The organism is Streptomyces sp. IMTB 2501 (assembly GCF_001953885.1).
Classification (GTDB): Bacteria; Actinomycetota; Actinomycetes; order Streptomycetales; family Streptomycetaceae; genus Streptomyces.
The window spans coordinates 13925-34802 of sequence record NZ_MQUS01000055.1 but is presented as its reverse complement, the minus strand read 5'-3'; the positions used below and the strand labels follow the sequence as shown (position 1 = coordinate 34802).

Below are 20878 nucleotides of genomic sequence, written 5' to 3'. Positions count from 1 at the left end.
GTACTCACCCTCTCGGGCTTTCCTCCGGGCGCTTCCCTTCGGTCTTGCGTTTCCGACTCTATCAGATCTTTTCTCGATCCGATTTCCTCGGTGCTTTCCAGGCTCCCGCGTTTTTCTCGCGGTTTCCTTTCCGGCGGTTCCGACTTTATCAGAAGTTCTTGGCCGGTCGAACCGGCCGCTCATTTCTGAATAATCGGGGGTGCTTCTCCAGGATGTCGTTCGCGACTCCCCAGGAAGCTTGTAGAGACTAACGGTCGCCCCGGAACTTGTCCACTTCTAGGCAACTGTTTGAATCTACCTCCCCACTCCGTCCGTGTCAACGGCCTTTGTGGGGCGAAGAGGAGACTAGCAGCTCAGAGGGGTGGATCGCACATCAAGCGGCGTTGGGGACCACAGCGCTGCGGTCGGCTGCCTCGAGATCGCCGGTCTCACCTACGCGTACCGCTCGCCCGCCCAGCACAAACACGTACGTCAGGAATGCCAGCTCGGCCAGGACACCGATTCCGATGCGGGCCCAGGTGGGCAGCCCGGACGGGGTGACGAAGCCTTCTATGGCGCCGGAGACGAAGAGGACCAGGGCAAGGCCGATGGCCATGCCGACCGCCGCGCGCCCCTCCTCAGCGAGGGCGGTGCGCCGGGTGCGCGGACCGGGGTCTATGAGAGTCCAGCCCAGGCGCAGTCCCGCACCCGCGGCGACGAAGACGGCGGTCAGTTCCAGCAGGCCGTGCGGAAGGACGAGTCCCAGAAAGGTGTCGAGTCGGCCTGCGGAGGACATCAGGCCGAAACCGACGCCCAGATTGAGCATGTTCTCGAAGAGGATCCATAGGACCGGCAGTCCCAGGAAGATGCCCAGGACCAGGCACATCGCGGCCGCCTGCGCATTGTTCGTCCACACCTGCGCGGCGAAGGCCGCCGCGGGGTGACTGGAGTAGTACGTCTCGTACTCGCCGCCAGGGCGGGTCAGCTCACGGAGCTGGCTGGGCGCCGCGATGCTCGACTGCACGTCCGGATGGGTGCCTATCCACCAGCCCAGGAGGATCGCGGTGGTGGTGGATATCAGTGCCGCCGGTATCCACCAGTGGCGTGCGCGGTAGACCGCGGCCGGGAAGCCCTGGCCCAGGAAGCGTGTGACATCGCGCCATGAGGCGCGCCGGGTGCCGGTGACAGCGCTACGCGCGCGTGCCACCAGTTGGCTGAGCCGTCCGGTCAGCTGTGGGTCCGGGGCGCTGGACTGGATGAGGGAGAGGTGAGTGGCGGTGCGCTGGTAGAGGGCGACGAGTTCGTCGGCCTCGGCACCGTTGAGGCGGCGCCGGCGGCGGAGCAGGGCGTCCAGGCGGTCCCATTCGGCTCGGTGTACGGAGACGAAGACGTCCAGGTCCATCGGGTCTGCCTGCTCCTCGGCTGGTCGTCGACTGCTCGTCGTGGATGCCCTTGATCGCTGTCAGCTTGTCGTACTGCGGCGCGATGCGCCCACAGCTTGGCAGACTTGCGCTTCCGGCGGCAGATCAGGGAAGGACGGCGGACGTGAGTGAGCTGGTGACGGGCGAGGCGGTGGCGCTCGAACTGCGTCCGGCGAAGTTGCCGAGCAGGGCGCTGGCGGTGCTGCTCGACCTCGTGGTGGCCGTGATCGGGTACGTCGTCGTCACCATCGTGTTGGTGATGACGACCGCTTCTCTGGACGAGGCCGCTCAGATGGCACTGTCGATCGCCACGTTTCTGCTGGTGCTGGTCGGCGGACCGATCGCGGTGGAGACGCTCAGTCACGGGCGTTCGCTGGGGAAGCTGGCCTTCGGGCTCCGGGTGGTGCGGGACGACGGTGGGCCGGTCCGGTTCCGGCACGCGCTCGTGCGGGGCGCGATCGGTGTGATCGAGATCCTGCTGACGTTCGGTGTGGTCGCCTGCATCGCCTCGCTGGTGTCGGTGCGAGGTCGGCGGCTCGGGGACGTGTTCGCGGGCACTCTTGTCGTGCGCGAGCGAATACCGGCCGACCGGGCCTTCGTTCCGCCGCCGCCTCCGTGGCTCACGGGGCGGTTCGCCGAGCTGGACCTGTCGGCGGTGCCGGACGGGCTGTGGCTTGCGGTTCGGCAGTACCTGACCCGGATGGGGCAGCTCGATCCCCAGGTGTCGCTGGGGATGGCCCAGCGGCTAGCGGCCGACCTCGTGGCGCGGACGGGCGCTTCGGTGCCGCCGGATCTACCGGCGGCCGCCTTTCTGGCGGCGGTGCTGCACGAGCGGCAGTCGCGTGAGGCCCGGCGGGTTGTCGGCGCCGGGGGCTTCGCCCCACCGGTGGCCGGGCCCGGTGCGCCGGCCGTGTATCAGCCGCCCGCTGCTGCTGCGGCCTGGCCGCAGTATCCCGGTCGGTCTGATCGGCCGCAGGACTGGGCTCGGCAGCCACAGGCTCCGCTCACGCCGCCCACCGTGCCGCCGAGTGACCTTCCGCCGACCGTGCCCCCGCACGATCAGCCGTCGCCCGACCGTCCGGCCACCGGTTTCGCGCCGCCGGCGTAGAGCGGCATCCGCTCAGCTCCTGTTTCCTGCGAACTCGTCGATCTCGTCGGTCTTGTCGGCCTCGTCGGTTCCGGCGCTCAGTCGAACGTCGATGGCGGTGACTGGAGGTCCTCCAGCTCGATTCCCGGTGCGGCCAGGACGACGTCGCCGGCGATGTGGACGGTGTGCCGTTCGCCGGTGTCCAGGGCTGTGACCTGGTACTCGTCCACGGTCAAGGGGCCGTTGTCAGTGGCGTGTGCTTCGCTGTTCACCAGGGCCCAGGACTGATCCACAGTGCGGGGGGCGAGGACCGGATCCGTGAAGGCGACCAGGCGTAGGCGGATCGCTTCGGACGAGGGGGTGAGGCGCAGGAGACGGGCGGTGGCGACGAGGAACGCGGGGGACGTGCCGGCGAAGGCGTGGGCGCGCACATTGCCTTCGGTGGCATGAGTTCCGGTGGTGTCGGTGCGGACCCAGGTGACGCCGTCGAGGGCGGCGCCACGTACCTGCCAGTCGCCCGCGTGGAGTTCCAGGCGGATGGGGCGGCCCAGGTCGTCCAGGGCGAGGTCGACCGAGCCGCGGTGATCGCCGGCGGGACCGGTCAGCCGGGAGACATAGCGCCAGCCGGAAGGGCCTGGCGCGCACTGGAAGTGCTCTTCACCGAGGGGGGTGTGATCGTGTGGATCGTGGAGCGAATAACGGCCGCGGGGCATGGGGGTCCTGGGTTCTGACGGGGTGACGCTCCGGCCGGGCGCTGCTGGTGCGGTGCCGGTCGGAGACCAAAGGGGCAGGCCCCCGGCACGGGGGTGCGGGGGCCTGCCTCGGAGGACCTGCTGCCGGGGAGCGCGGCGGTGCACCGAAGTGCTCCCCGGCGGGCGGGACCAGGAGATCGCCGGTTCAGTAGCGGTAGTGGTCCGACTTGTACGGACCCTCGACCTCCACACCGATGTACGCGGCCTGCTCCGGGCGCAGCGTCGTCAGCTTGACGCCGAGGGCGGCCAGGTGGAGACGGGCGACCTTCTCGTCGAGGTGCTTCGGAAGCACGTAGACACCGGTCGGGTACTCGTCGGGCTTGGTGAACAGCTCGATCTGGGCCAGGGTCTGGTCCGCGAAGGAGTTGGACATCACGAAGGAGGGGTGGCCGGTGGCGTTGCCCAGGTTCAGCAGGCGGCCCTCGGACAGCACGATGATCTTCTTGCCGTCCGGGAAGGTCCACGTGTGGACCTGCGGCTTGACCTCGTCCTTGACGATGCCGGGGATCTTCGCCAGGCCGGCCATGTCGATCTCGTTGTCGAAGTGGCCGATGTTGCCGACGATCGCCTGATGCTTCATCTTCGCCATGTCCGACGCAAGGATGATGTCCTTGTTGCCGGTGGTGGTGACGAAGATATCGGCGCTCTCGACGACCTCGTCCAGGGTGGTGACCTGGTAGCCGTCCATCGCCGCCTGCAGAGCGCAGATCGGGTCGATCTCGGTGATGATCACGCGGGCGCCCTGGCCGCGCAGCGACTCGGCGCAGCCCTTGCCCACGTCGCCGTAGCCGCAGACGACGGCGGTCTTGCCGCCGATCAGAGTGTCCGTGGCGCGGTTGATGCCGTCGACGAGGGAGTGTCGGCAGCCGTACTTGTTGTCGAACTTCGACTTGGTGACGGCGTCGTTGACGTTGATCGCCGGGAACAGGAGTACGCCGTCGCGCTGCATCTCGTACAGGCGGTGGACACCCGTGGTGGTCTCTTCGGTGACGCCGCGGATCTCGGAGGACAGCTGGGTCCACTTCTGGGGGTTCTCGCCCAGGGTGCGGTGCAGCAGCTGGAGGATGACGCGGTGCTCGTCGGACTCGGCGGTGTCCAGGGCGGGGACCTCGCCGGCCTTCTCGTACTCGACGCCCTTGTGGACGAGGAGGGTGGCGTCACCGCCGTCGTCAAGGATCATGTTCGGGCCGCCGGTGGGGCTGTCCGGCCAGGTCAGCGCCTGCTCGGTGCACCACCAGTACTCGTCCAGGGTCTCGCCCTTCCAGGCGAAGACCGGGATGCCCTGCGGGTTGTCGGGCGTGCCGTTCGGGCCGACGGCGATGGCGGCGGCCGCGTGGTCCTGGGTGGAGAAGATGTTGCAGGAGGCCCAGCGGACCTTGGCGCCGAGGGCGACCAGGGTCTCGATGAGCACGGCGGTCTGCACGGTCATGTGCAGGGAGCCGGTGACGCGAGCGCCGGCGAGGGGCTGGGCCTCGGCGTACTCCTTGCGGATCGCCATCAGGCCGGGCATCTCGTGCTCGGCGAGGGTGATCTCCTTGCGGCCGAACTCGGCCAGCGAGAGGTCGGCGACCTTGAAGTCCTGTCGGTTCTCGACAGTCGTCATTGCGAGCTGCTCCTCGGAGTTGGGTCGAGGTGGGTACGGCTGGTCTGCGCGACGGCGGACACACGGGTGTCCGAGAAGAGGGCACAGGCATGCCCACGTACGCGCAGCGCAGTCCGTCGGAGGCCCTCTCTCCCTCGGTCGGCCCGCGCTGGGACCGCCCGACCGCCATCAGCAGCGACGTCTGGCTCCGTCCCAAGCTACACCGGACGGCCCTGTCGGCCCCAGTCCGCATCGGCATGGTTCGCGCCGCACGGCAGGCGGTTTCGGGGAGCGGGCGCAGGGGCAGGAGGGCGGCCGGTGGGGGCGCGGAATCCGTGGGACGGGAGCCCACAGACCGGTGCGAACGGGGACTTTCGCACCTTGGGGCCGGGGGTGGGGTGGTGCAGGATGCAGAAGGCTCGGGGCCGTCCGGTTCCGCTCGCGAGGTGTCCGGGACGGTGCCTCGTGCGACGAAGGCGTGAGGAGAAACGACGTGACCAGTCCGGCCGGCCCGCCCTCCACGGGTGGCCGCGATGACGAGGGGCGGCAGCTGAAGCTGCTGGCGGTGACCGCCTGCCCGACCGGCATCGCGCACACGTACATGGCGGCGGAGAAGCTCGCACAGGCCGCCGCGAGCCGTGGCATCGAAATGAAAGTGGAGACCCAGGGATCCATCGGGGCCGAGAACGTCCTCGATGACAACGATGTCAGAAGCGCAGACGGTGTCATCGTCGCCGCCGACAAGGACGTGGACCTGAGCCGTTTCGCGGGCAAGCGCGTGCTGGCGGTCGGGGTCGCCGAGGGCATACACCATCCCGAGCAGCTGATCGAGCGGGTGCGGTCGGCGCCCGTGCACGCGCCGGGCGCGGCCGACGGGGGTGCGGCGGCCGCGCCCGGTGGTGGCGGCAAGGAGCGGGGCCCGGTGTACAAGGCGCTGATGAACGGCGTGTCGTACATGATCCCGTTCGTGGTCGTCGGCGGTCTGCTGATCGCGGTCTCGCTCGCGCTCGGCGGGCATGCGACGTCCAAGGGCTTTGTGATCCCGGACGGCACCTTCTGGGCGCACGTCAACGCGATCGGCGGGATCGGCTTCCAGCTGATGATCCCGATCCTGTCCGGCTACATCGCCTACGCGATCGCCGACCGGCCGGCACTGGTACCGGGCATGATCGGCGGCTGGATCGCCAACACGGGCGACCTGTACGACTCCAAGGCGGGCGCGGGCTTCATCGGGGCGATCGTGACCGGGTTCCTCGCCGGGTATCTGGTGTTGTGGATCAAGAAGATCCGGGTGCCGAAGTTCGTGCAGCCGATCATGCCGATCATCGTGATCCCGATCGTGGCGACGACGGCGCTCGGGCTGTTCTTCATCTACGTCATCGGCAAGCCGATCTCCTGGGTGTTCGAGCATCTGACGAGTTGGCTGGGCGGGATGACAGGGACGAGTGCGATCCTGCTCGGCGCGATTCTCGGGCTGATGATCGCCTTCGACATGGGCGGTCCGGTCAACAAGACGGCGTTCCTGTTCGGTGCCGGGCTCATCGCGAGCGGAAACCAGACGGTGATGGGTATGTGCGCGGCCGCGATTCCGGTGATGCCGCTGGGGCAGGGGCTGGCCACGTTGATCCGTCGGCGGCTGTACACCGAGCAGGAGCGGGAGACGGGGCTCGCGGCGCTGTTCATGGGGTGCTTCGGTATCTCGGAGGGTGCGATTCCGTTCGCGGCGGCACGGCCGGCGCAGGTCATTCCGGCGAACATGCTCGGTGGGGCGGTGGCCGGGGCGGTTGCGGGGCTGGCCGGGGTGAAGGACGCGGTGCCGCATGGGGGGCCGATTGTGGCGGTGCTGGGTGCGGTGAGTGGGGTGCCGATGTTCTTTGTCGCCGTGGTGATCGGGTCGGTGGTCACCTCGTTGGCGACTGTGGCGTTGGTCGATGTGAGTGGGCTGCGGGGGCGGCGAGTGGCGGTGGCCGGGGCGGTTCCTGCGCTTTCGGGTGCGGGTTCGGGAGTGGTGGGGAATGGGTTCCCACCCGCACCACCCGTGCAGGCATCGTCGTCGGGTCCGGGTGGCCCCCGTGGAGGGTCCGCGCCGGCGGCGGCTGTGGGTTCGTCGTCGGAGGGTGCCAGTGCGTCGTCTGAGACTGCGGGTTCGCGGTCGGAGAGCGCCGGTACATCATCTGAGACCCCGGGGTCGCGGTCGGAGAGCGCCGGTACATCATCTGAGACCCCGGGGTCGCGGTCGGAGAGCGCCCACACATCGCCGGAGACTACGGGTTCGCGATCAGAGAATGCCGGCACATCGTCGGAGGCCGTGGGTTCATCGTCGGTGAGTGCCAATACGCCGTCCGAAGCCGCGAGTTCATCGACGGAGAGCGCCGGTACATCGTCGGCGGCTGCGAGTTCGTTGTTGGAGAGTGCCAGTACGTCAGCGGAGGCCGCCAGTTCGTCGGCGGAGAGTGGTGGTACCTCGTCGGGAGTGGTCGTGCCTGGGCAAGCGGCGGCTGCGGGATCGGGGGCGGTGCTGGTTTCCGCGGGTCGAGAGGCTGCGGCCGAGGGTGGTCGGCCCGAGGTGCTTTCCGGGTATCTCAGTGGGCGGACGGTGAAGGTCGGGCTCGGGGCCGGGGACAAGGGGGCGGCTATACGGGAGATGGCCGAGTTGCTCAGCCGTAGTGGGCGGGTCGGTGATGTGGATGAGTTGGTGGCCGTCGCGTTGCGGCGTGAGGAGCAGGGGACTACCGGGCTCGGGGAGGAGATCGCCATCCCGCATGCCAAGACCGATGCGGTGACGGCGCCGGTCGTCGGGTTCGCGCGGTCCGCCGAGGGCGTCGAGTGGGGGTCGCTTGACGGTACGAAGGCCCGGCTGGTCTTCATGATCGCCGTACCGGAGGCGGCCGCGGGTGATGAGCATCTGCGGATCCTCGCGCTGCTCTCGCGCAAGTTGATGGATGCCGGGTTCCGGGAGCGGCTGCTGGCCGCGCCGGACGAGCGGGCGGTTCTCGACGTGCTTGGTGAGGTCGGGTGAACTGAGCGCAGGGCTGCGGGTCCCCCCGCTTGCGGTGTGGGGCCCGCATGCGCCGTCCTGCGGCGCAAAGTGTTCACAGAGTGCCGCCCGCTATTCTCCGCGCCGTGGATGGGCCGCGTGGGGAGGGCGGGGCTCAGGGCGGGGACAGGGACTTGGGATCGCGGCGCTCGTGGTGGGGCTGCTGGGGCCGGTGCTGGGGATCGGCGCCGCCGTCTACGCGAACAGTGCGTACCCTCGGCGCCGGGGCGCGTTACGTCCGGTGGGGTGGAACGGGTGATCGGCGTGGGTGGCGGGAAGCGGGTCGCCGTGAACGGCAAGCCGATCAAGGAGCCCTACGTCAGCGGGAGCGATGCCGACGGCGTGCACCTCTCGTACGACGTGAAGGTGCCGCAGGGCCGGCTCTTCCTGTTGGGCGGCCACCGGGACGACCGTTCGGTGGCGGTCGTGCTGGTACGGCCCTGCTTCTCGGTGCGGTGCTGGTCCTCACCGGCACCGGGGTGGGGATCGGTTTCGTCGTCGTACGACGGCGGAAGGCGCCGCCGGTACCGCCCGTGCCGTGGCCGGTGCAGCCGACGCAGGGGTGAAAGGCCTCCTGCGGCTGCAGAGCCTCAGTGGCCGGTGGTGTGCGGGATCGGGCCGCCCGGGGTGGCCTCCGGGTCGGGGCCCTTGGCGGCCTCGGCCTCGCTGTAGATGTCCGGTTCGAGGTAGATGACGCGGGCGATCGGGACGGCGGCGCGGATGCGGGCCTCGGCGGCGTTGATGGCGTTCGCGACCTCGGCGGCCGTGTCGTCGTGCTGGACCGCGATCTTGGCGGCGATCAGCAGTTCCTCGGGGCCGAGGTGCAGCGTGCGCATGTGGATGACGCCGGTGACCGTGTCGCCGTCGACGGTCGCCTCCTCGATCTTCTTGATCACGTCCAGGCCCGCGGCCTCGCCCAGCAGCAGCGACTTGGTCTCGGCGGCCAGGACCAGGGCGATGCAGACGAGCAGGACACCGATGCAGACGGTGCCGATGCCGTCCCAGACGCCGTCGCCGGTGAGCACGGACAGGCCGACGCCGAGCAGGGCGAGGACGAGGCCGATGAGCGCGCCGAAGTCCTCCAGCAGGACGACGGGCAGCTCGGGCGCCTTGGCGCGGCGGATGAACTGCGCCCAGGACAGTCTGCCGCGCAGCTCGTTGGACTCCTTGATGGCCGTGCGGAACGAGAAGCCCTCGGCGATGACCGCGAAGAGCAGGACGCCCACCGGCCAGTACCAGTTCTCCAGTTCGTGCGGGTGGCTGATCTTCTCGTAGCCCTCGTAGATGGCGAACATGCCGCCGATGGAGAACAGGACGATCGAGACCAGGAAGGCGTAGATGAACCGCTCGCGACCGTAGCCGAAGGGGTGCTGCGGGGTGGCCTCGCGCTGGGCCTTCTTGCCGCCGATGAGCAGCAGGAACTGGTTGCCGGAGTCGGCGAGCGAGTGGACGCCCTCGGCGAGCATCGAGGAGGAGCCGCTGAACGCGAACGCCACGAACTTCGATGCCGCGATCGCGAGGTTGGCGCCGAGTGCCGCCACGATCGCCTTCGTACCGCCTGACGCGCTCATGTGTCCGCGTGTCCCTTCGCCTCTGTCGCCTCGTACGTCCCGCCGTCCGGACGGGTCCTCGTACGTCCGTACAGGCCAGGCGTGCGCCCGGCTTTGCCCGGCCTTTGCCGGTGGGCCATTCTTGCAGCCCTGCCGGGCCTCGGCGCGTCAGGTATCCACAACCCCGGTCATATGATCCACAGACTGTCCACAGCCCTGAGACTGTCCACAGCTCTGGCCGTACGATCGGTCAGACGAGCACAGTGGCGCGGAAGACCGTGCCCGCGCCCGAGATCTCCGTCTTCTCGCCGGCCGGGACGAAGACCGACTGACCCGCGCTCAGCTCGTGGTCACTGGCGCGGACCTGCCCGGCCGTGCAGAGCAGGATCTGCGGGGTGTCGCGGGTGAGGTCGTGGGCGGTGCCGTTCTCGGGGAGGACGTACCGGGACAGCCGGAACTCGTCGATCGGCGTCTCGTAGACCTCCTCGCCGTCCGGGGAGGCTTCGGGGCGCAGCACGCCCGGGTCGCTCGCCTCGAAGCGGACGATGCGCAGCAGTTCGGGGACATCGACGTGCTTGGGGGTCAGGCCGCAGCGCAGGACGTTGTCGGAGTTGGCCATGATCTCGACGCCGAGGCCGTTCAGGTACGCGTGCGGGATGCCGGCACCGAGGAACAGGGCCTCGCCGGGCTGCAGGCGGACGTGGTTGAGCAGCATGGCCGCGATGACGCCGGGGTCGCCCGGGTAGTGGTGGGCGATGTCGGCGTAGGGGGCGTAGTCGCCACCGAGGCGGGTGGCGGCGGCGGTGGCCTCGGCGACCGTGTGCGCCATCTCGTCCGGGGCGGCGGTGAGGATCGCGGTGAGGACCTCGCGCAGGGCCGCGTCCTCGGGGGTGGCGTGCAGCAGGTCGACGTAGGGCTTGAGGGAGTCGACGCCGAGCCCGGCGAGCAGGTCGGCCGCCTGGACCGGGTCGCGGAAGCCGCACAGGCCGTCGAACTCGGTGAGCGCGCAGATCAGTTCGGGCTTGTGGTTGGCGTCCTTGTAGTTGCGGTGCGGGGCGTCGACCGGGATGCCGCGGCTCTCCTCGTCGGCGTAACCCTCCTTGGCCTGCTCCAGGTTGGGGTGCACCTGGAGGGAGAGGGGCGCGCCGGCGGCGAGGATCTTGAGGAGGAAGGGCAGCCGCGGGCCGAACTTCGCTACGGCCGCCTGGCCCAGCTCGGTCTCCGGGTTGGCGTCGATGACCTCGACGAGCGTCCCGCGCTCGGTGCGCGACGGGGCGCCCGGGTGCGCGCCCATCCACATCTCCGCCTGTGGTTCACCGGTCGGCTCGACGCCGAGGAGGTGCGGGATGGCGGTGGTCGAACCCCAGGCGTAGGGGCGGATGGTGTTGTCGAGGCGGTCCATGTGTCTTCTCTGTCTCCGTACGTGCGGCTGCTCAGCCGGCGCCGGCCGCGTCGCCGTCGCCGTGCTGGTGGTGGGCGCGGGGGTTCCGGCCCGTAGCCAGATCAGGCTCTCGAAGCGAGCGCCAGGTAAACGGCGGCGAAATCCGTGACGGCGATCAGTTCCGCGAGGGTCTCCAGTTCGCCGCCCTCCTCCGGTTCGAGTTCGCTGATCGGTGTGTCATGACTGAGGGCCAGGTCGCGGGCGGTGGGGGCGGCGGTGAGGCCGCTGCTCGGGCGGTCGCGCAGCAGTACCACGCGCGCGTGCAGCGCGGGTGGCTCCTCGACGCGGTCGCGGAAGAAGTCCTCGGGGTCGGCGCTGGCGGCCAGCGGGCCGGCCAGCAGGGCGCTGTGCGCGGCGAGTGCCTCGGGGAGCTCGGCGACGAGCGCGGGCCGGCCGGCGAGCTCGGCGAGGGCGGCGGCGAAACGGTGCCCAGCGGGGCCCGCCGAGGGCCCTTCCGTCCACACCACGGGGAGTGCGTCAGCGAGTTCGGCGGCCAGGGTCTTGGCCGGGTTGCTGTAGGTCGCGATGGCGGGGCCGCAGCGCTCCGCGATGTGGTCGAGGCGGTCGGCGACCTTCTCCAGGGCGTCCGGCGGGGCGTTGAGCAGCCCGATGCGGTCCAGCAGCGCCAGCAGCGGGGTGAGCAGCGCCCAGAAGACGCCCGGGGAGGACGCGGCGAGTGGTTCCTCCTGGTCGTACGGCGCTGTCGCCATCGGTACGAACAGGCCGTGGGCACCGGAGACCGCGTCGGCGAGCGGGGTGTGGGGCGGGGCCACGGCGACCAACGAGCAGCCGCGGCGGTATGCCTGGTCGGCGAGGAGGGAGAGGCTGGGTTCGGTGCCGTCCGGGGTGGCGATCAGAAGCAGATCGACGGAGCCGGCCCAGCCCGGGAGTTCCCAGCGCAGGGCGCCGGCGGCCGGGGCGACGCCGGTCGGGGTCAGGCGGACCACGGGGCTGCCGACGCCGGCCAGGGTGTCCAGGAGGTCGGCGGTGTGGGTGGCGGCTGCGCCGGGTCCCGCGATGAGGACGGCGCGGGGGCGGCCGTCGGGCTTGAGGTCGCCGACGCCGGCCTCGGCGGCGTGCCGGACGGCCGTACGGACGCGGGCGCCGGCCTCGGCGGCGCCGCGCAGCAGGCCTCGGCGGTCGGCCTCGGCGAGGCCCTCCGGGGTGTCGAGCAGCGATTCGTCCAGCATGGCGGCAGCCTCCGGTCGCCGGGCGTCCTGTGCGGAGCCTTTTCCAGGGGTGGCGCCTCTTCGCTGCGCGGCGGGCGCCTTTTTCGCTACGAGGGGTTCTACGACGGGACGGGCCTCGTCACCCGGGGCGGCGGGCCTCGTCCACGAGGAGGACCGGGATGTCGTCGCGGACCGGGTAGGCGAGGCCGCAGTCCTGGCCCGTGCAGATCAGCTCGGTGTCCTGCTCCTTCAGGGGGGCGTGGCAGGCCGGGCAGGCGAGGATCTCCAGGAGGCCGGCTTCGAGCGGCATGAGGTGTCCCTTCGAGGGCGGAGTTTTCTTTGGCCGCTGGTCAGCGTACCGCTGCTAGACGGGCTGAGCCGGGCTACCGGTACCGTCCAGGGGGCGCCGCCCCCTGGACCCCCGTCCCGGTCGGCTGGCCCGGCTGTCAAGCCCTGATGATCGCCAGGGCCTCGTCCCTGATCTTGGTCATCGTGGCCTCGTCCTTCGCCTCCGCGTTCAGGCGGAGGAGGGGCTCGGTGTTGGACGGGCGGACGTTGAACCACCAGTCGGGGGCGGCGACCGTGAGGCCGTCGAGGTCGTCCAGGGTGATGTCGGCGCGGCCTTCGTACGCGGCGCGGATCGCGGCGAGGCGGGCGGACTGGTCTGCGACCGTGGAGTTGATCTCGCCGGAGCCGACGTAGCGGTCGTACTGGGCGACGAGGCCGGACAGGGGTCCGTCCTGCGTGCCGAGGGCGGCCAGGACGTGCAGGGCGGCCAGCATGCCCGTGTCGGCGTTCCAGAAGTCCTTGAAGTAGTAGTGCGCGGAGTGCTCGCCGCCGAAGATCGCGCCGGTGCGGGCCATCTCGGCCTTGATGAAGGAGTGGCCGACGCGGGTGCGGACCGGGGTGCCGCCGTTCTCCTTAACGACCTCCGGGACCGTACGGGACGTGATCAGGTTGTGGATGATCGTGCCCTCGCCGCCGTTGCGGGCGAGTTCGCGCGCGGCGACCAGGGCGGTGACCGCGGACGGGGAGACCGGGTCGCCGTGCTCGTCCACGACGAAGCAGCGGTCGGCGTCGCCGTCGAAGGCGATGCCGAGGTCGGCGCCCTCGGCCGGGACGCGCTTCTGCAGGTCCACGAGGTTGGCCGGGTCGAGCGGGTTGGCCTCGTGGTTGGGGAAGGTGCCGTCCAGTTCGAAGTACATCGGGACGAGGGTCAGGGGCAGTCCGGCGAAGACCGTGGGGACCGTGTGGCCGCCCATGCCGTTGCCGGCGTCGACCACGACCTTCAGGGGGCGGATGGAGATCAGGTCGACGAGGGAGCGGAGGTGCTCCGCGTAATCGTCCAACGTCTCGCGGGTGCTGAGGGTTCCCGGCTCGGCGACCGGTTCGGGGGCGCCCGACTCCAGCCACTGCTCGACCAGTTCGCGGATCTGCGCGAGGCCGGTGTCCTGGCCGACCGGGGCGGCGCCCGCGCGGCACAGCTTGATGCCGTTGTACTGGGCCGGGTTGTGCGAGGCGGTGAACATGGCGCCGGGCAGGTTCAGCGCGCCCGAGGCGTAGTACAGCTGGTCCGTGGAGCACAGGCCGATCTCGGTGACGTCCACACCGCGGTCCGCCGCGCCGCGCGCGAAGGCGCGGGTCAGGCCCGGGGACGAGGGACGCATGTCGTGGCCGACGACGATCGCCGCCGCACCCGTCACCTCCGCGAAGGCGGCGCCGAAGAGCCCGGCCAGTGACTCGTCCCACTGGTCCGGAACCACTCCGCGTACGTCATACGCCTTCACGATCTGCGACAGATCAGCAGTCACGGCCAACCCTCCTGAAAGTCCTATGGGTGCCCACAAACTACCCGTCGGGGGTAAGGGCGAGGTGTGCGGACACCATGTGACCACTGAGACGTGATCCGCGCATGCGTGGATCCGGGGTGGCTCGGGTGTCCGGATCAGTTGTCCGGTGAGCGCAGGACGCGGAGGTGGCCGCGGCGGGCGACCTCCATGGGGTCCGCCGTGCGGGCTCCGCCGCCGCCCGCCTCGGCCGCGCGCTCCTGGGGGCGGGCCGCCTCGCGCACCGCGTTGGCGAGCGCCTCCAGATCGTCTCCGCTGGGCCGCGCGGGAGCGGAACCGTCGAGGAGGCGGACGACCTCCCAGCCGCGGGGGGCCGTGAGGCGTTCGGAGTGCTCGGCGCACAGGTCGTAGCAGTGCGGCTCGGCATAGGTGGCGAGGGGGCCGAGGACCGCGGTCGAGTCGGCGTAGACGTACGTCAGCGTCGCGACGGCGGGTCGGCCGCAGGCGGTGCGCGAACAGCGACGTACAGGGCTCACGACGTTGGACGGTACCGCACTCTTGAGCGGGCCGCGACGACTCTCCACCACGTCACTCCACCGTGTCGTGCTGTGAAACGCCCCACACACCCCTTCGGGGAGGCCTCGTTGACCTGCGGCGAAGGGGTCTCGGCAGGTTTTGGGCGTGACTCGATACGGTCATGAGCCGGTACAAACACCGTCAATTGCCTTGAGTTCGGCGGTCTTGGAGGGTTACGGAAACGCGCCAGACGTTGGCCGGAATGGTCATCCTGCGACACGGGGATGGCGGAGGCCGTTCGGAGTCGTGCGGGGCTGATCGGGGGCGGGCTGATCGGCCGAGGGGGACGTGCGGGACACCGCCTCCGGGCAGGAGTGGTGGGAAGTGGCTGGTTGGTGCGGGGGTGCGGGGCCGCTGCCGTGTGGAGTCGGGCGGGCGGAGCGTGCGAGGACTACGCTTCCCCAGTGATGGACAACCGTGTACCGCCCCGTGCCGCCGGCCCCGGGCCTCGTCGCCGTGATCGCCATGGGCGGGGCATGCGGGGGCCGATCGCACCGCCGCAGGTGCCGCTGGCGGCCAGCCGCGCCGATGTGTTCGCGGACCTGGTGCAGGACTCCGTGGAGCGTCTTGAGCGGCGGTGGCCGCAGCTGGCCGACATCGACTTCCTCGTGCTGGAGGTGCCCCGGCTGGAGGGGCGGGGTGAGCTGGCGTGGAGCGACGAGGCCGTGCCGTTGGGCGGGGTCGTGCCGGCGCGGGACGGGCGGCGGGCGCGGGTGGTGGTGTACCGGCGGCCGGTGGAGATCCGGACGAAGGGGCGGGACGAGCGGGCCGCGCTGGTCCACGAGGTGGTCGTGGAGCAGGTGGCGGAGTTGCTCGGGTTGACTCCGGAGACTGTCGATCCTCGGTACGGGGAGGATTAGGGCCTGTCCGGCGGATCAGGTCGCAGGGAATCGACGGCCCCTCATCAGCGCAGGTGAGCGGGGGCGATGGGGCCCCGCGTGAGCGGATTCGAGCTGGGCGTGCCGACCCGCCCGCGTGAGCGGATTCGAGCGTGGGCGTTCCGGCCCACGCGGCTGCGGCAGGATCCGTCGGCCAGGCCCCAGACCCTGGCCGCCCTGCGTGGGTGGGTTCGCCTGCCCGCGCCGGCGGGGGTGCCTGCCCCACCGCCCGCCCCTGCCGCCCCCAGTGGCACGACTGCCCGCAGCGGCCGGAGCCCGGGCTACTTCTGCAGGACCGACAGGTCCTGGGTTGTCTTTGGTACTGCGACCATTCCTCGGTCGTTCGGGAGGGTTTGGATGGTGAAGCCGGGGATTCCGGATTCTGCGGCGGAGAGGGTGCGGGAGGCGTAGACCGGGCCGCCGGAGACCGATTCGACGGTGAGGGCGTAGGTGCCCTTGAGGCCGGCGGGGACGGGGACCGGGACGTCCTCGGTGGTGCCGGATTTGATGGTGTACGTCTTTGTCGTCGGCGTGCCGCCCTCGCTGCCCGCCGAGGCGGTGACCTTGACCGTGGCGGTGGCGGTCGGCGCCGTCAGGGCGAGCGTCGTGCCGTTGGCGCTGTTGTCGGCCGAGGTCGCGCGCGTGCCGACGGGGGCCGTGGCCGGGATGAAAGCCGTCTCCTGTTTGTCGCCCTTGCCGCGGACGACCTGGAGGGCCGCCACGACCGGGACCGAATGGTCCGTGGGGGTCAGGACCAGGGAGCCCGCCTCACCGCGGGTCACGGCGCCGAGGTCGACCGCGGTCGTCATGCCCGACTTCACATGCAGGGTCTCACTGCCCGCCGGGGTGATCAGGCCGTCCGGCGAGGCCAGGCGCACCTTGAGGTCGGCGTCGTCGCCGCCGGGTGTGAAGGCGATCAGACGGACGTCGGTCGCGTCCTTCGGGATGCCGGGCAGGACCAGGCTGCCGGCCGGGTCGGCGGCCGCGGCCAGCCAGTCGCCGCCCGCCTTGTCGTCCAGGGCCTGCACGGACGCGCCGACCCGGCCGCTGCGCACGCTGACGTGCACGGTCAGGTCGGGCTGCCGTTGGTCGGTGAGCGTGGAGAGCAGGATCGGCTTGCTCGCGTGCGGCGGGACGGTGAGGCTCTCCCCCAGCGGGGACTTGATCGCGCCGTCCTTGCCGTACAGCTCGACGTCGACGACCGCGGCGGAGTCGTCGGGGTTGGTCAGATGGACGTAGTCGGTGCGGCTCGCGGCCGTGCTGGCGCCCGGGAACCAGAAATCGGTGTCCGCTTCCGTGCAGGTGACGCCCTGCAGGCCACGGCCGGTGCCGGCGGCGACCGCGGTGGTCTCCTGCATGGTCCAGCCGGGCGCGAACTTCCCGTCGGCGGTGCCGATGAGCGCGGGGGTGTCGGCGCCGGAGCTGTCGCCGGTGACGGGAGTGCCCGGTGCCTTCGGGGTGAGCAGCGGCGTGTCCGACGTCTTCTTCGCGCCCTTGGAGCCCTTGGAGTTCTTGGAGCCCTTGCCGGTCTGGGAGTTGCCCGTGCCGTCCCCGGACTGCTCGTCGGCCGCCTGGAGTTGAGCCTTGCCGCTGTCCGCCGTTCCCTGGGTGACGGGGGTGAACGACGTGTACGACGTGTCGGCGATGTCCGAGATGCTCGGCGCCGGGCACAGCAGGCTGGTGCGCTCCACCGGGAGATGCGCGGCCGCCTCGGGGGCGGCGGCCCCGGACGCGGACGGGCCGTCCAGCGCGGCGAACGCGGTGACGGCGGCCAGCGCGGTGGTGGCGGCGATCAGGGACAGGGTGGTGCGGTTCACTGCTGGCTCCCGTCGGGGTGCTCGCTGCCGGTGCCGTGGGGGTGCTGGGCCGGGTCGTAGCCCTGCTGGGCGGGGTCGTACGCCGGGTCGTAGCCCTGCTGGTAGGCCGTCGGGTCGTAGGGCATCTGGTCGGCCGTACCGCCGTAGGCGTACGGGTCGTACTGGCCTGTCTGGTAGGGGTCGGCGGCCTGGTACGCCTGCTGGTCGTAGCCGGAGGGCTGGTACTGGCCGGCGTTCTGGTACTGGTCGGCTCCGTAGCCGGGGTATCCGGCGTTCATGTAGGAAGCCTGGTCCCACTCTTCGTAGGACTGCTGGTGGGGTACGGCGGCCGTGGGCTCTGTCGGCAGGGGCGGTGCGGCGGGCTGTTCGTCGCCGGGCTGCTCGTCGATGGCCTGTTCCTCGGCCTGGGCGCGCAGGCGGCGGGCGCGGCGGCCCTCGCCGGCGGCGGCCTGGGTGGGCAGCGGCTCCTCCTCGGGCATGTCGTCGTCGACATCGCGGCGGCGGCCGGGCAGGGCGAGGACGACCAGGACGACGGCGAGCGCGCCCTGAGCCCACAGCCAGGCGGTGTGGCTGATCGGGTCGTCGTAGGTGACGTCCAGCTTGCCGCCGGTGGAGGGCAGTTGGAAGCCTTGGGCCCAGCCGTCGACCGTGGTGCGGGTGAGCGGCTTGCCGTCCAGGGTGGCCGTCCAGCCGGCGGAGGCGGTGTCGGCGAGACGCAGGACACGGCCGTCGGCGCCGGACGGGATGGTGGTGTGGATCTCCACCGGTCCCGCGCTGACCGGCTGGGCGGTGCCCGAGCCGCCGGCGGGGACCAGCGTGGCGCGGGAGACCTCCTGGTCGACCCGCCACAGGGCGCTGCCGTTCTGCTGGCTGAGCCGGGTCAGGCCGGGGGTGGTGTCGAGGACGCGGGTGATGTCGCGGGGCGCGCCCTTGTGGACGAGGACGTACCGCACTGCGAAGCCGCCGAGTTCGTTGGCCTGGTCGGCGCCGGAGCCCGCGATGAGGTTGGCGACGACCTTGTCCAGCCGGGTGTTCTGGCCGTCGGCGGCGCTGAGCTCGGCGTCGCCCATGCGGGCGCCGGAGCCGCGGACCAGGGTGTAGCGCACGCGCGCGGTGGAGTCGCTGTCCAGGATCAGGGTGCGGGCCCGGTCGCCGGTGGTGGAGTCCTCGGCGACGAACGCGGGCACCTGGGTCGGGTCGAGGCGCTTCAGGGGGTTGTCGGCGCCGCGGATCATCCACCCGGCGGCGACCAGCAGCGGGCCCACGGCGCAGGCGAGAGCGATCAGGGCGGCTAGGGGCTGGCGCCAGCCGAAGCTCTGCTCGGCCACACGCGCGCGTGCACCGTCGGCGCCGAGGGTGGCGGCGACCAGCAGCGCGATGCCGTAGACGAGCGTGGCCGGTCCCGCCCAGGCGGACCTGTTGGACAGGACGGCGAAGACGAGGGCCACCAGGGCGACCACCCAGGCGGTGCGGATGCCCAGCTGCCGCTGGGAGCGCAGCAGCGCTCCGAGGGCGGCGAGGACGATGCCCATGAGCATCAGGCCCTGGACGGTGGCGGGGCCGCCGGGGCTCGTGCCGAGCAGGTCGAGAGCGGAGGCGGCCGAGGTGCCGTATGCCAGACCGGCTTCCTTGAAGAAGCCGGCCGGGAACAGGGCCAGCGACCAGGGGGCGAGGATCAGCAGCGGGGTGCCGACCTGGGCGAGGAAGCGCAGGGCGTGGGCGACGAGGTCGCCGCGGCGCAGGACGAGCACGCCGAAGCCGAGCAGCAGCGCGATCGGCCAGACGATCGGCGTGAAGGCCGTGGTGATGGTCAGCAGCAGGGCGTACGCCCAGGTGGCGCGCCAACTGCCGCGCGCGCCGGACCGGTTCGCGAGGCCGCTCGCGGCGATGCCTGCGCGCGCGATGAGCGGCAGCAGCACGGCGAGTACGGCGGTGCCGATGCGGCCGCCCGCCAGGGCGCCGGTGGTGGCGGGCAGGAAGGCGTAGGCGATGGCCGCCCAGGCGCGCAGCAGCCGGGAGGTGACGAGTGGCCGGGAGGCGAAGTAGGCGGTGAATCCGGCGAGCGGCACCGAGGCGACCAGGAGGACGGTGACGGCGAGTCCGGTGGAGCCGAACAGGATCGCGGCGAGGGTCGCGATGACGGCGAGGTAGGGCGGGGCGGACGGGGTGCCGCCCGCGCCGACCGGATGCCAGGAGTCGGCGAAGCGGGACCACAGCTCGCCGGCGCCGGCCGGGGCGGGCAGCAGGGCGCCGCCCCCGAGCGCGCCGCCGCCGAGCAGGGCACGGCAGGCGATCAGGGAGATGACCAGCAGCGCGAGGAAGAGCACGGGGCCTGGCCTGCGGGCGATCCGCCTGAGCCGGGCGAACTGCTCCAGCTCCAGGAATTCGCCGTCGTCGCCGCCGGGCCCGGACTCCACCGCGCCACCGTGCCGGCCGGCCCGGGAGGTGTCGTCGGAGCCGCTGGTGAAGTTGGCGGCGAGCTGTTCCACGGTGGCCCGGATGGTGGCGCCGGGCGGCGGGAAGAGCGGGCGCAGCTCGCCCTTGTCGATCTGCGCGGGTCCGCGGCGGCGCCGGGCGGCGAAGATCCGCTCGGGACGCAGCAGGGTGCTGAGCAGCCCGCGGATCTCGTCGACGGCCTGTCCGGGGACCTTGCCGACGAGGTAGGCGATGGTCCTCAGGACGGTGCCGAAGACGAGTCGCAGCCACACCCAGGGCAGCACGGCGCCACGGCTGTTGACGAGGAGGGTGTAGACGGCGCCGGCCTTGTCGACCTTGTGCGGGGAGGCCGCGGTTCGGCCGACGCAGTCGACGGTGCGGCGCTCGCGGGAGGCGGCCTCGGCGTGCCGTACGACGGCGTCGGGGGCGATCAGGACGCGGTGTCCCGCGTTGTGGGCTCGCCAGCACAGGTCGACGTCGTCACGCATCAGGGGCAGCCGGCGGTCGAAGCCGCCGAGCCGTTCGAAGACATCGCGCCGGATGAGCATGCCGGCGGTGGAGACGGACAGCACGGTGCGGACGTGGTCGTGCTGGCCCTGGTCCTGTTCGCGGCGGTCCAGGCCGGTCCAGCGGCGGCCGGAGTTGGCGATGGAGACACCGACCTCCAGCAGCTGCCGTCGGTCGTACCAGCCGCGCAGCTTGGGGCCGACGACCGCCACGTCGTCGCGGCCCAGCTCCATTTCGTTGTCGACGACCCGGAGCAGCTCGGCGAGGGCGTCGGGCGCGGGGGCGCAGTCGTCGTGCAGCAGCCAGAGCCACTGGATGGGCTCGCCGTGCGGCAGTTCGGGCAGGTCGTAGGCGTCGTCGCGCCAGGAGCGGGTGACGGGGTCCCAGCCGCTGGGGCGCTTGAGATACGGCAGCTCTTCCGGGGTGAGGAGCGGAGCGTTGCGGCTCGCCTCCTCGACGGCCTGGCCGAAGCCGGTGCGACGGGCGAGGTGCAGCACATTGGCGTCGCCGAGGGCGTCGGTGAGCAGCCGGGCGGAGTCGTCCGCGCTGCCGGTGTCGGCGGCCACCGCGTACTGCACGGGGCGCTCCTGGGCGAGCAGCCCGGCGAGGGCGTCGGGCAGCCAGCGGGCGCCGTCGTGGGAGACGAGGACCGCGGTCACCACATGACGCGGGAACTCGGGCGGGCGGGACGGGTCAAACGCCGCTGTGGCAGCAGGGTCTTGCTGGGCTGCCGTATGGCTGTGCACGGACATCGAGGTACGGGCCCCGGTTCGATGGACTGCGGTGGACGCCTGTGCCCTCTCGGGGGTCGAGGGGACAGCGGGGCGTCTCGGACGAGCGACCACACTATCGGCTGGCC

The 20878-nt window shown here is 71.3% G+C and carries 14 protein-coding genes; 3 read left to right on the top strand and 11 right to left on the bottom strand.

From position 1 onward, the window contains the following. Nucleotides 1-373: 373 nt before the first annotated feature. Nucleotides 374-1381 (bottom strand): stage II sporulation protein M, encoded by a 1008-nt coding sequence (locus tag AV521_RS44535; RefSeq protein ID WP_076097643.1) that lies wholly within the window; start codon nucleotides 1379-1381, stop codon nucleotides 374-376. Between the two features lie 143 nt (nucleotides 1382-1524). Here AV521_RS44535 and AV521_RS44530 point away from each other — a divergent pair, with 143 nt between their 5' ends. After that, nucleotides 1525-2508, top strand: coding sequence for an RDD family protein (locus AV521_RS44530; protein ID WP_076097642.1), 984 nt, complete (start codon nucleotides 1525-1527; stop codon nucleotides 2506-2508). Nucleotides 2509-2585: 77 nt separating this feature from the next. Here AV521_RS44530 and AV521_RS44525 read toward each other — a convergent pair whose 3' ends face one another. Together AV521_RS44525 and ahcY are read right to left on the bottom strand one after the other, a co-directional pair. Beyond that, the gene (locus AV521_RS44525; RefSeq protein ID WP_076097641.1) at nucleotides 2586-3200 is read right to left on the bottom strand and encodes a hypothetical protein; all 615 of its coding nucleotides are present in this window, start codon (nucleotides 3198-3200) and stop codon (nucleotides 2586-2588) included. A 184-nt stretch (nucleotides 3201-3384) separates the two neighbouring features. Beyond that, entirely contained in the window at nucleotides 3385-4842 is a 1458-nt protein-coding gene (gene ahcY, locus AV521_RS44520) for an adenosylhomocysteinase (protein ID WP_076097640.1), read from the bottom strand. Nucleotides 4843-5314: 472 nt separating this feature from the next. Between ahcY and AV521_RS44515 the strand changes: the two genes are divergently transcribed. Continuing rightward, nucleotides 5315-7840, top strand: a complete 2526-nt coding sequence (locus tag AV521_RS44515; protein ID WP_079249732.1) for a fructose-specific PTS transporter subunit EIIC — start codon at nucleotides 5315-5317, stop codon at nucleotides 7838-7840. Nucleotides 7841-8448: 608 nt separating this feature from the next. On the opposite strand, the gene AV521_RS44500 is transcribed toward AV521_RS44515, so the two are convergent. The 6 genes from AV521_RS44500 to AV521_RS44475 all read right to left on the bottom strand — a co-directional run bounded on the left by AV521_RS44500 (nucleotide 8449) and on the right by AV521_RS44475 (nucleotide 14389). Continuing rightward, the gene (locus tag AV521_RS44500) at nucleotides 8449-9429 is read right to left on the bottom strand and encodes a cation diffusion facilitator family transporter (protein WP_076097639.1); all 981 of its coding nucleotides are present in this window, start codon (nucleotides 9427-9429) and stop codon (nucleotides 8449-8451) included. Between the two features lie 229 nt (nucleotides 9430-9658). Next, entirely contained in the window at nucleotides 9659-10810 is a 1152-nt protein-coding gene (manA, locus tag AV521_RS44495) for a mannose-6-phosphate isomerase, class I (protein ID WP_076097638.1), read from the bottom strand. A gap of 101 nt (nucleotides 10811-10911) precedes the next feature. Further along, nucleotides 10912-12039 (bottom strand): SIS domain-containing protein, encoded by a 1128-nt coding sequence (locus AV521_RS44490; RefSeq protein WP_076097637.1) that lies wholly within the window; start codon nucleotides 12037-12039, stop codon nucleotides 10912-10914. Nucleotides 12040-12157: 118 nt separating this feature from the next. Continuing rightward, entirely contained in the window at nucleotides 12158-12328 is a 171-nt protein-coding gene (locus AV521_RS44485; RefSeq protein WP_023550037.1) for a Trm112 family protein, read from the bottom strand. Between the two features lie 136 nt (nucleotides 12329-12464). Beyond that, a complete protein-coding gene (locus AV521_RS44480; RefSeq protein ID WP_076097636.1) occupies nucleotides 12465-13829 on the bottom strand; it encodes a phosphomannomutase/phosphoglucomutase in 1365 nt (454 codons plus the stop codon). 134 nt (nucleotides 13830-13963) lie between these two features. Continuing rightward, nucleotides 13964-14389: a DUF3499 domain-containing protein gene (locus tag AV521_RS44475; RefSeq protein WP_031225760.1), complete on the bottom strand. Its 426-nt coding sequence runs from the start codon at nucleotides 14387-14389 to the stop codon at nucleotides 13964-13966. Nucleotides 14390-14788: 399 nt separating this feature from the next. On the opposite strand from AV521_RS44475, the gene AV521_RS44470 reads away from it, so the two are divergent. Further along, nucleotides 14789-15241, top strand: a complete 453-nt coding sequence (locus AV521_RS44470) for a metallopeptidase family protein (RefSeq protein ID WP_076097645.1) — start codon at nucleotides 14789-14791, stop codon at nucleotides 15239-15241. Between the two features lie 299 nt (nucleotides 15242-15540). Here AV521_RS44470 and AV521_RS44465 read toward each other — a convergent pair whose 3' ends face one another. Continuing rightward, entirely contained in the window at nucleotides 15541-17076 is a 1536-nt protein-coding gene (locus AV521_RS44465; RefSeq protein ID WP_076097635.1) for a DUF5719 family protein, read from the bottom strand. Next, entirely contained in the window at nucleotides 17073-20771 is a 3699-nt protein-coding gene (locus AV521_RS44460) for a glycosyltransferase (protein ID WP_107481189.1), read from the bottom strand. Before AV521_RS44460 ends, AV521_RS44465 begins: the two co-directional genes overlap by 4 nt. Nucleotides 20772-20878: the final 107 nt, after the last annotated feature.

Coding starts and splice junctions, on each gene's coding strand:
- AV521_RS44500 (WP_076097639.1), bottom strand. CDS start 9,429: ATGAGCGCGTCAGGCGGTACGAAGGCGATCGTGGCGGCACTCGGCGCC.
- AV521_RS44490 (WP_076097637.1), bottom strand. CDS start 12,039: ATGCTGGACGAATCGCTGCTCGACACCCCGGAGGGCCTCGCCGAGGCC.
- AV521_RS44460 (WP_107481189.1), bottom strand. CDS start 20,771: ATGTCCGTGCACAGCCATACGGCAGCCCAGCAAGACCCTGCTGCCACA.
- AV521_RS44525 (WP_076097641.1), bottom strand. CDS start 3,200: ATGCCCCGCGGCCGTTATTCGCTCCACGATCCACACGATCACACCCCC.
- manA (WP_076097638.1), bottom strand. CDS start 10,810: ATGGACCGCCTCGACAACACCATCCGCCCCTACGCCTGGGGTTCGACC.
- ahcY (WP_076097640.1), bottom strand. CDS start 4,842: ATGACGACTGTCGAGAACCGACAGGACTTCAAGGTCGCCGACCTCTCG.
- AV521_RS44485 (WP_023550037.1), bottom strand. CDS start 12,328: ATGCCGCTCGAAGCCGGCCTCCTGGAGATCCTCGCCTGCCCGGCCTGC.
- AV521_RS44535 (WP_076097643.1), bottom strand. CDS start 1,381: ATGGACCTGGACGTCTTCGTCTCCGTACACCGAGCCGAATGGGACCGC.
- AV521_RS44470 (WP_076097645.1), top strand. CDS start 14,789: ATGGACAACCGTGTACCGCCCCGTGCCGCCGGCCCCGGGCCTCGTCGC.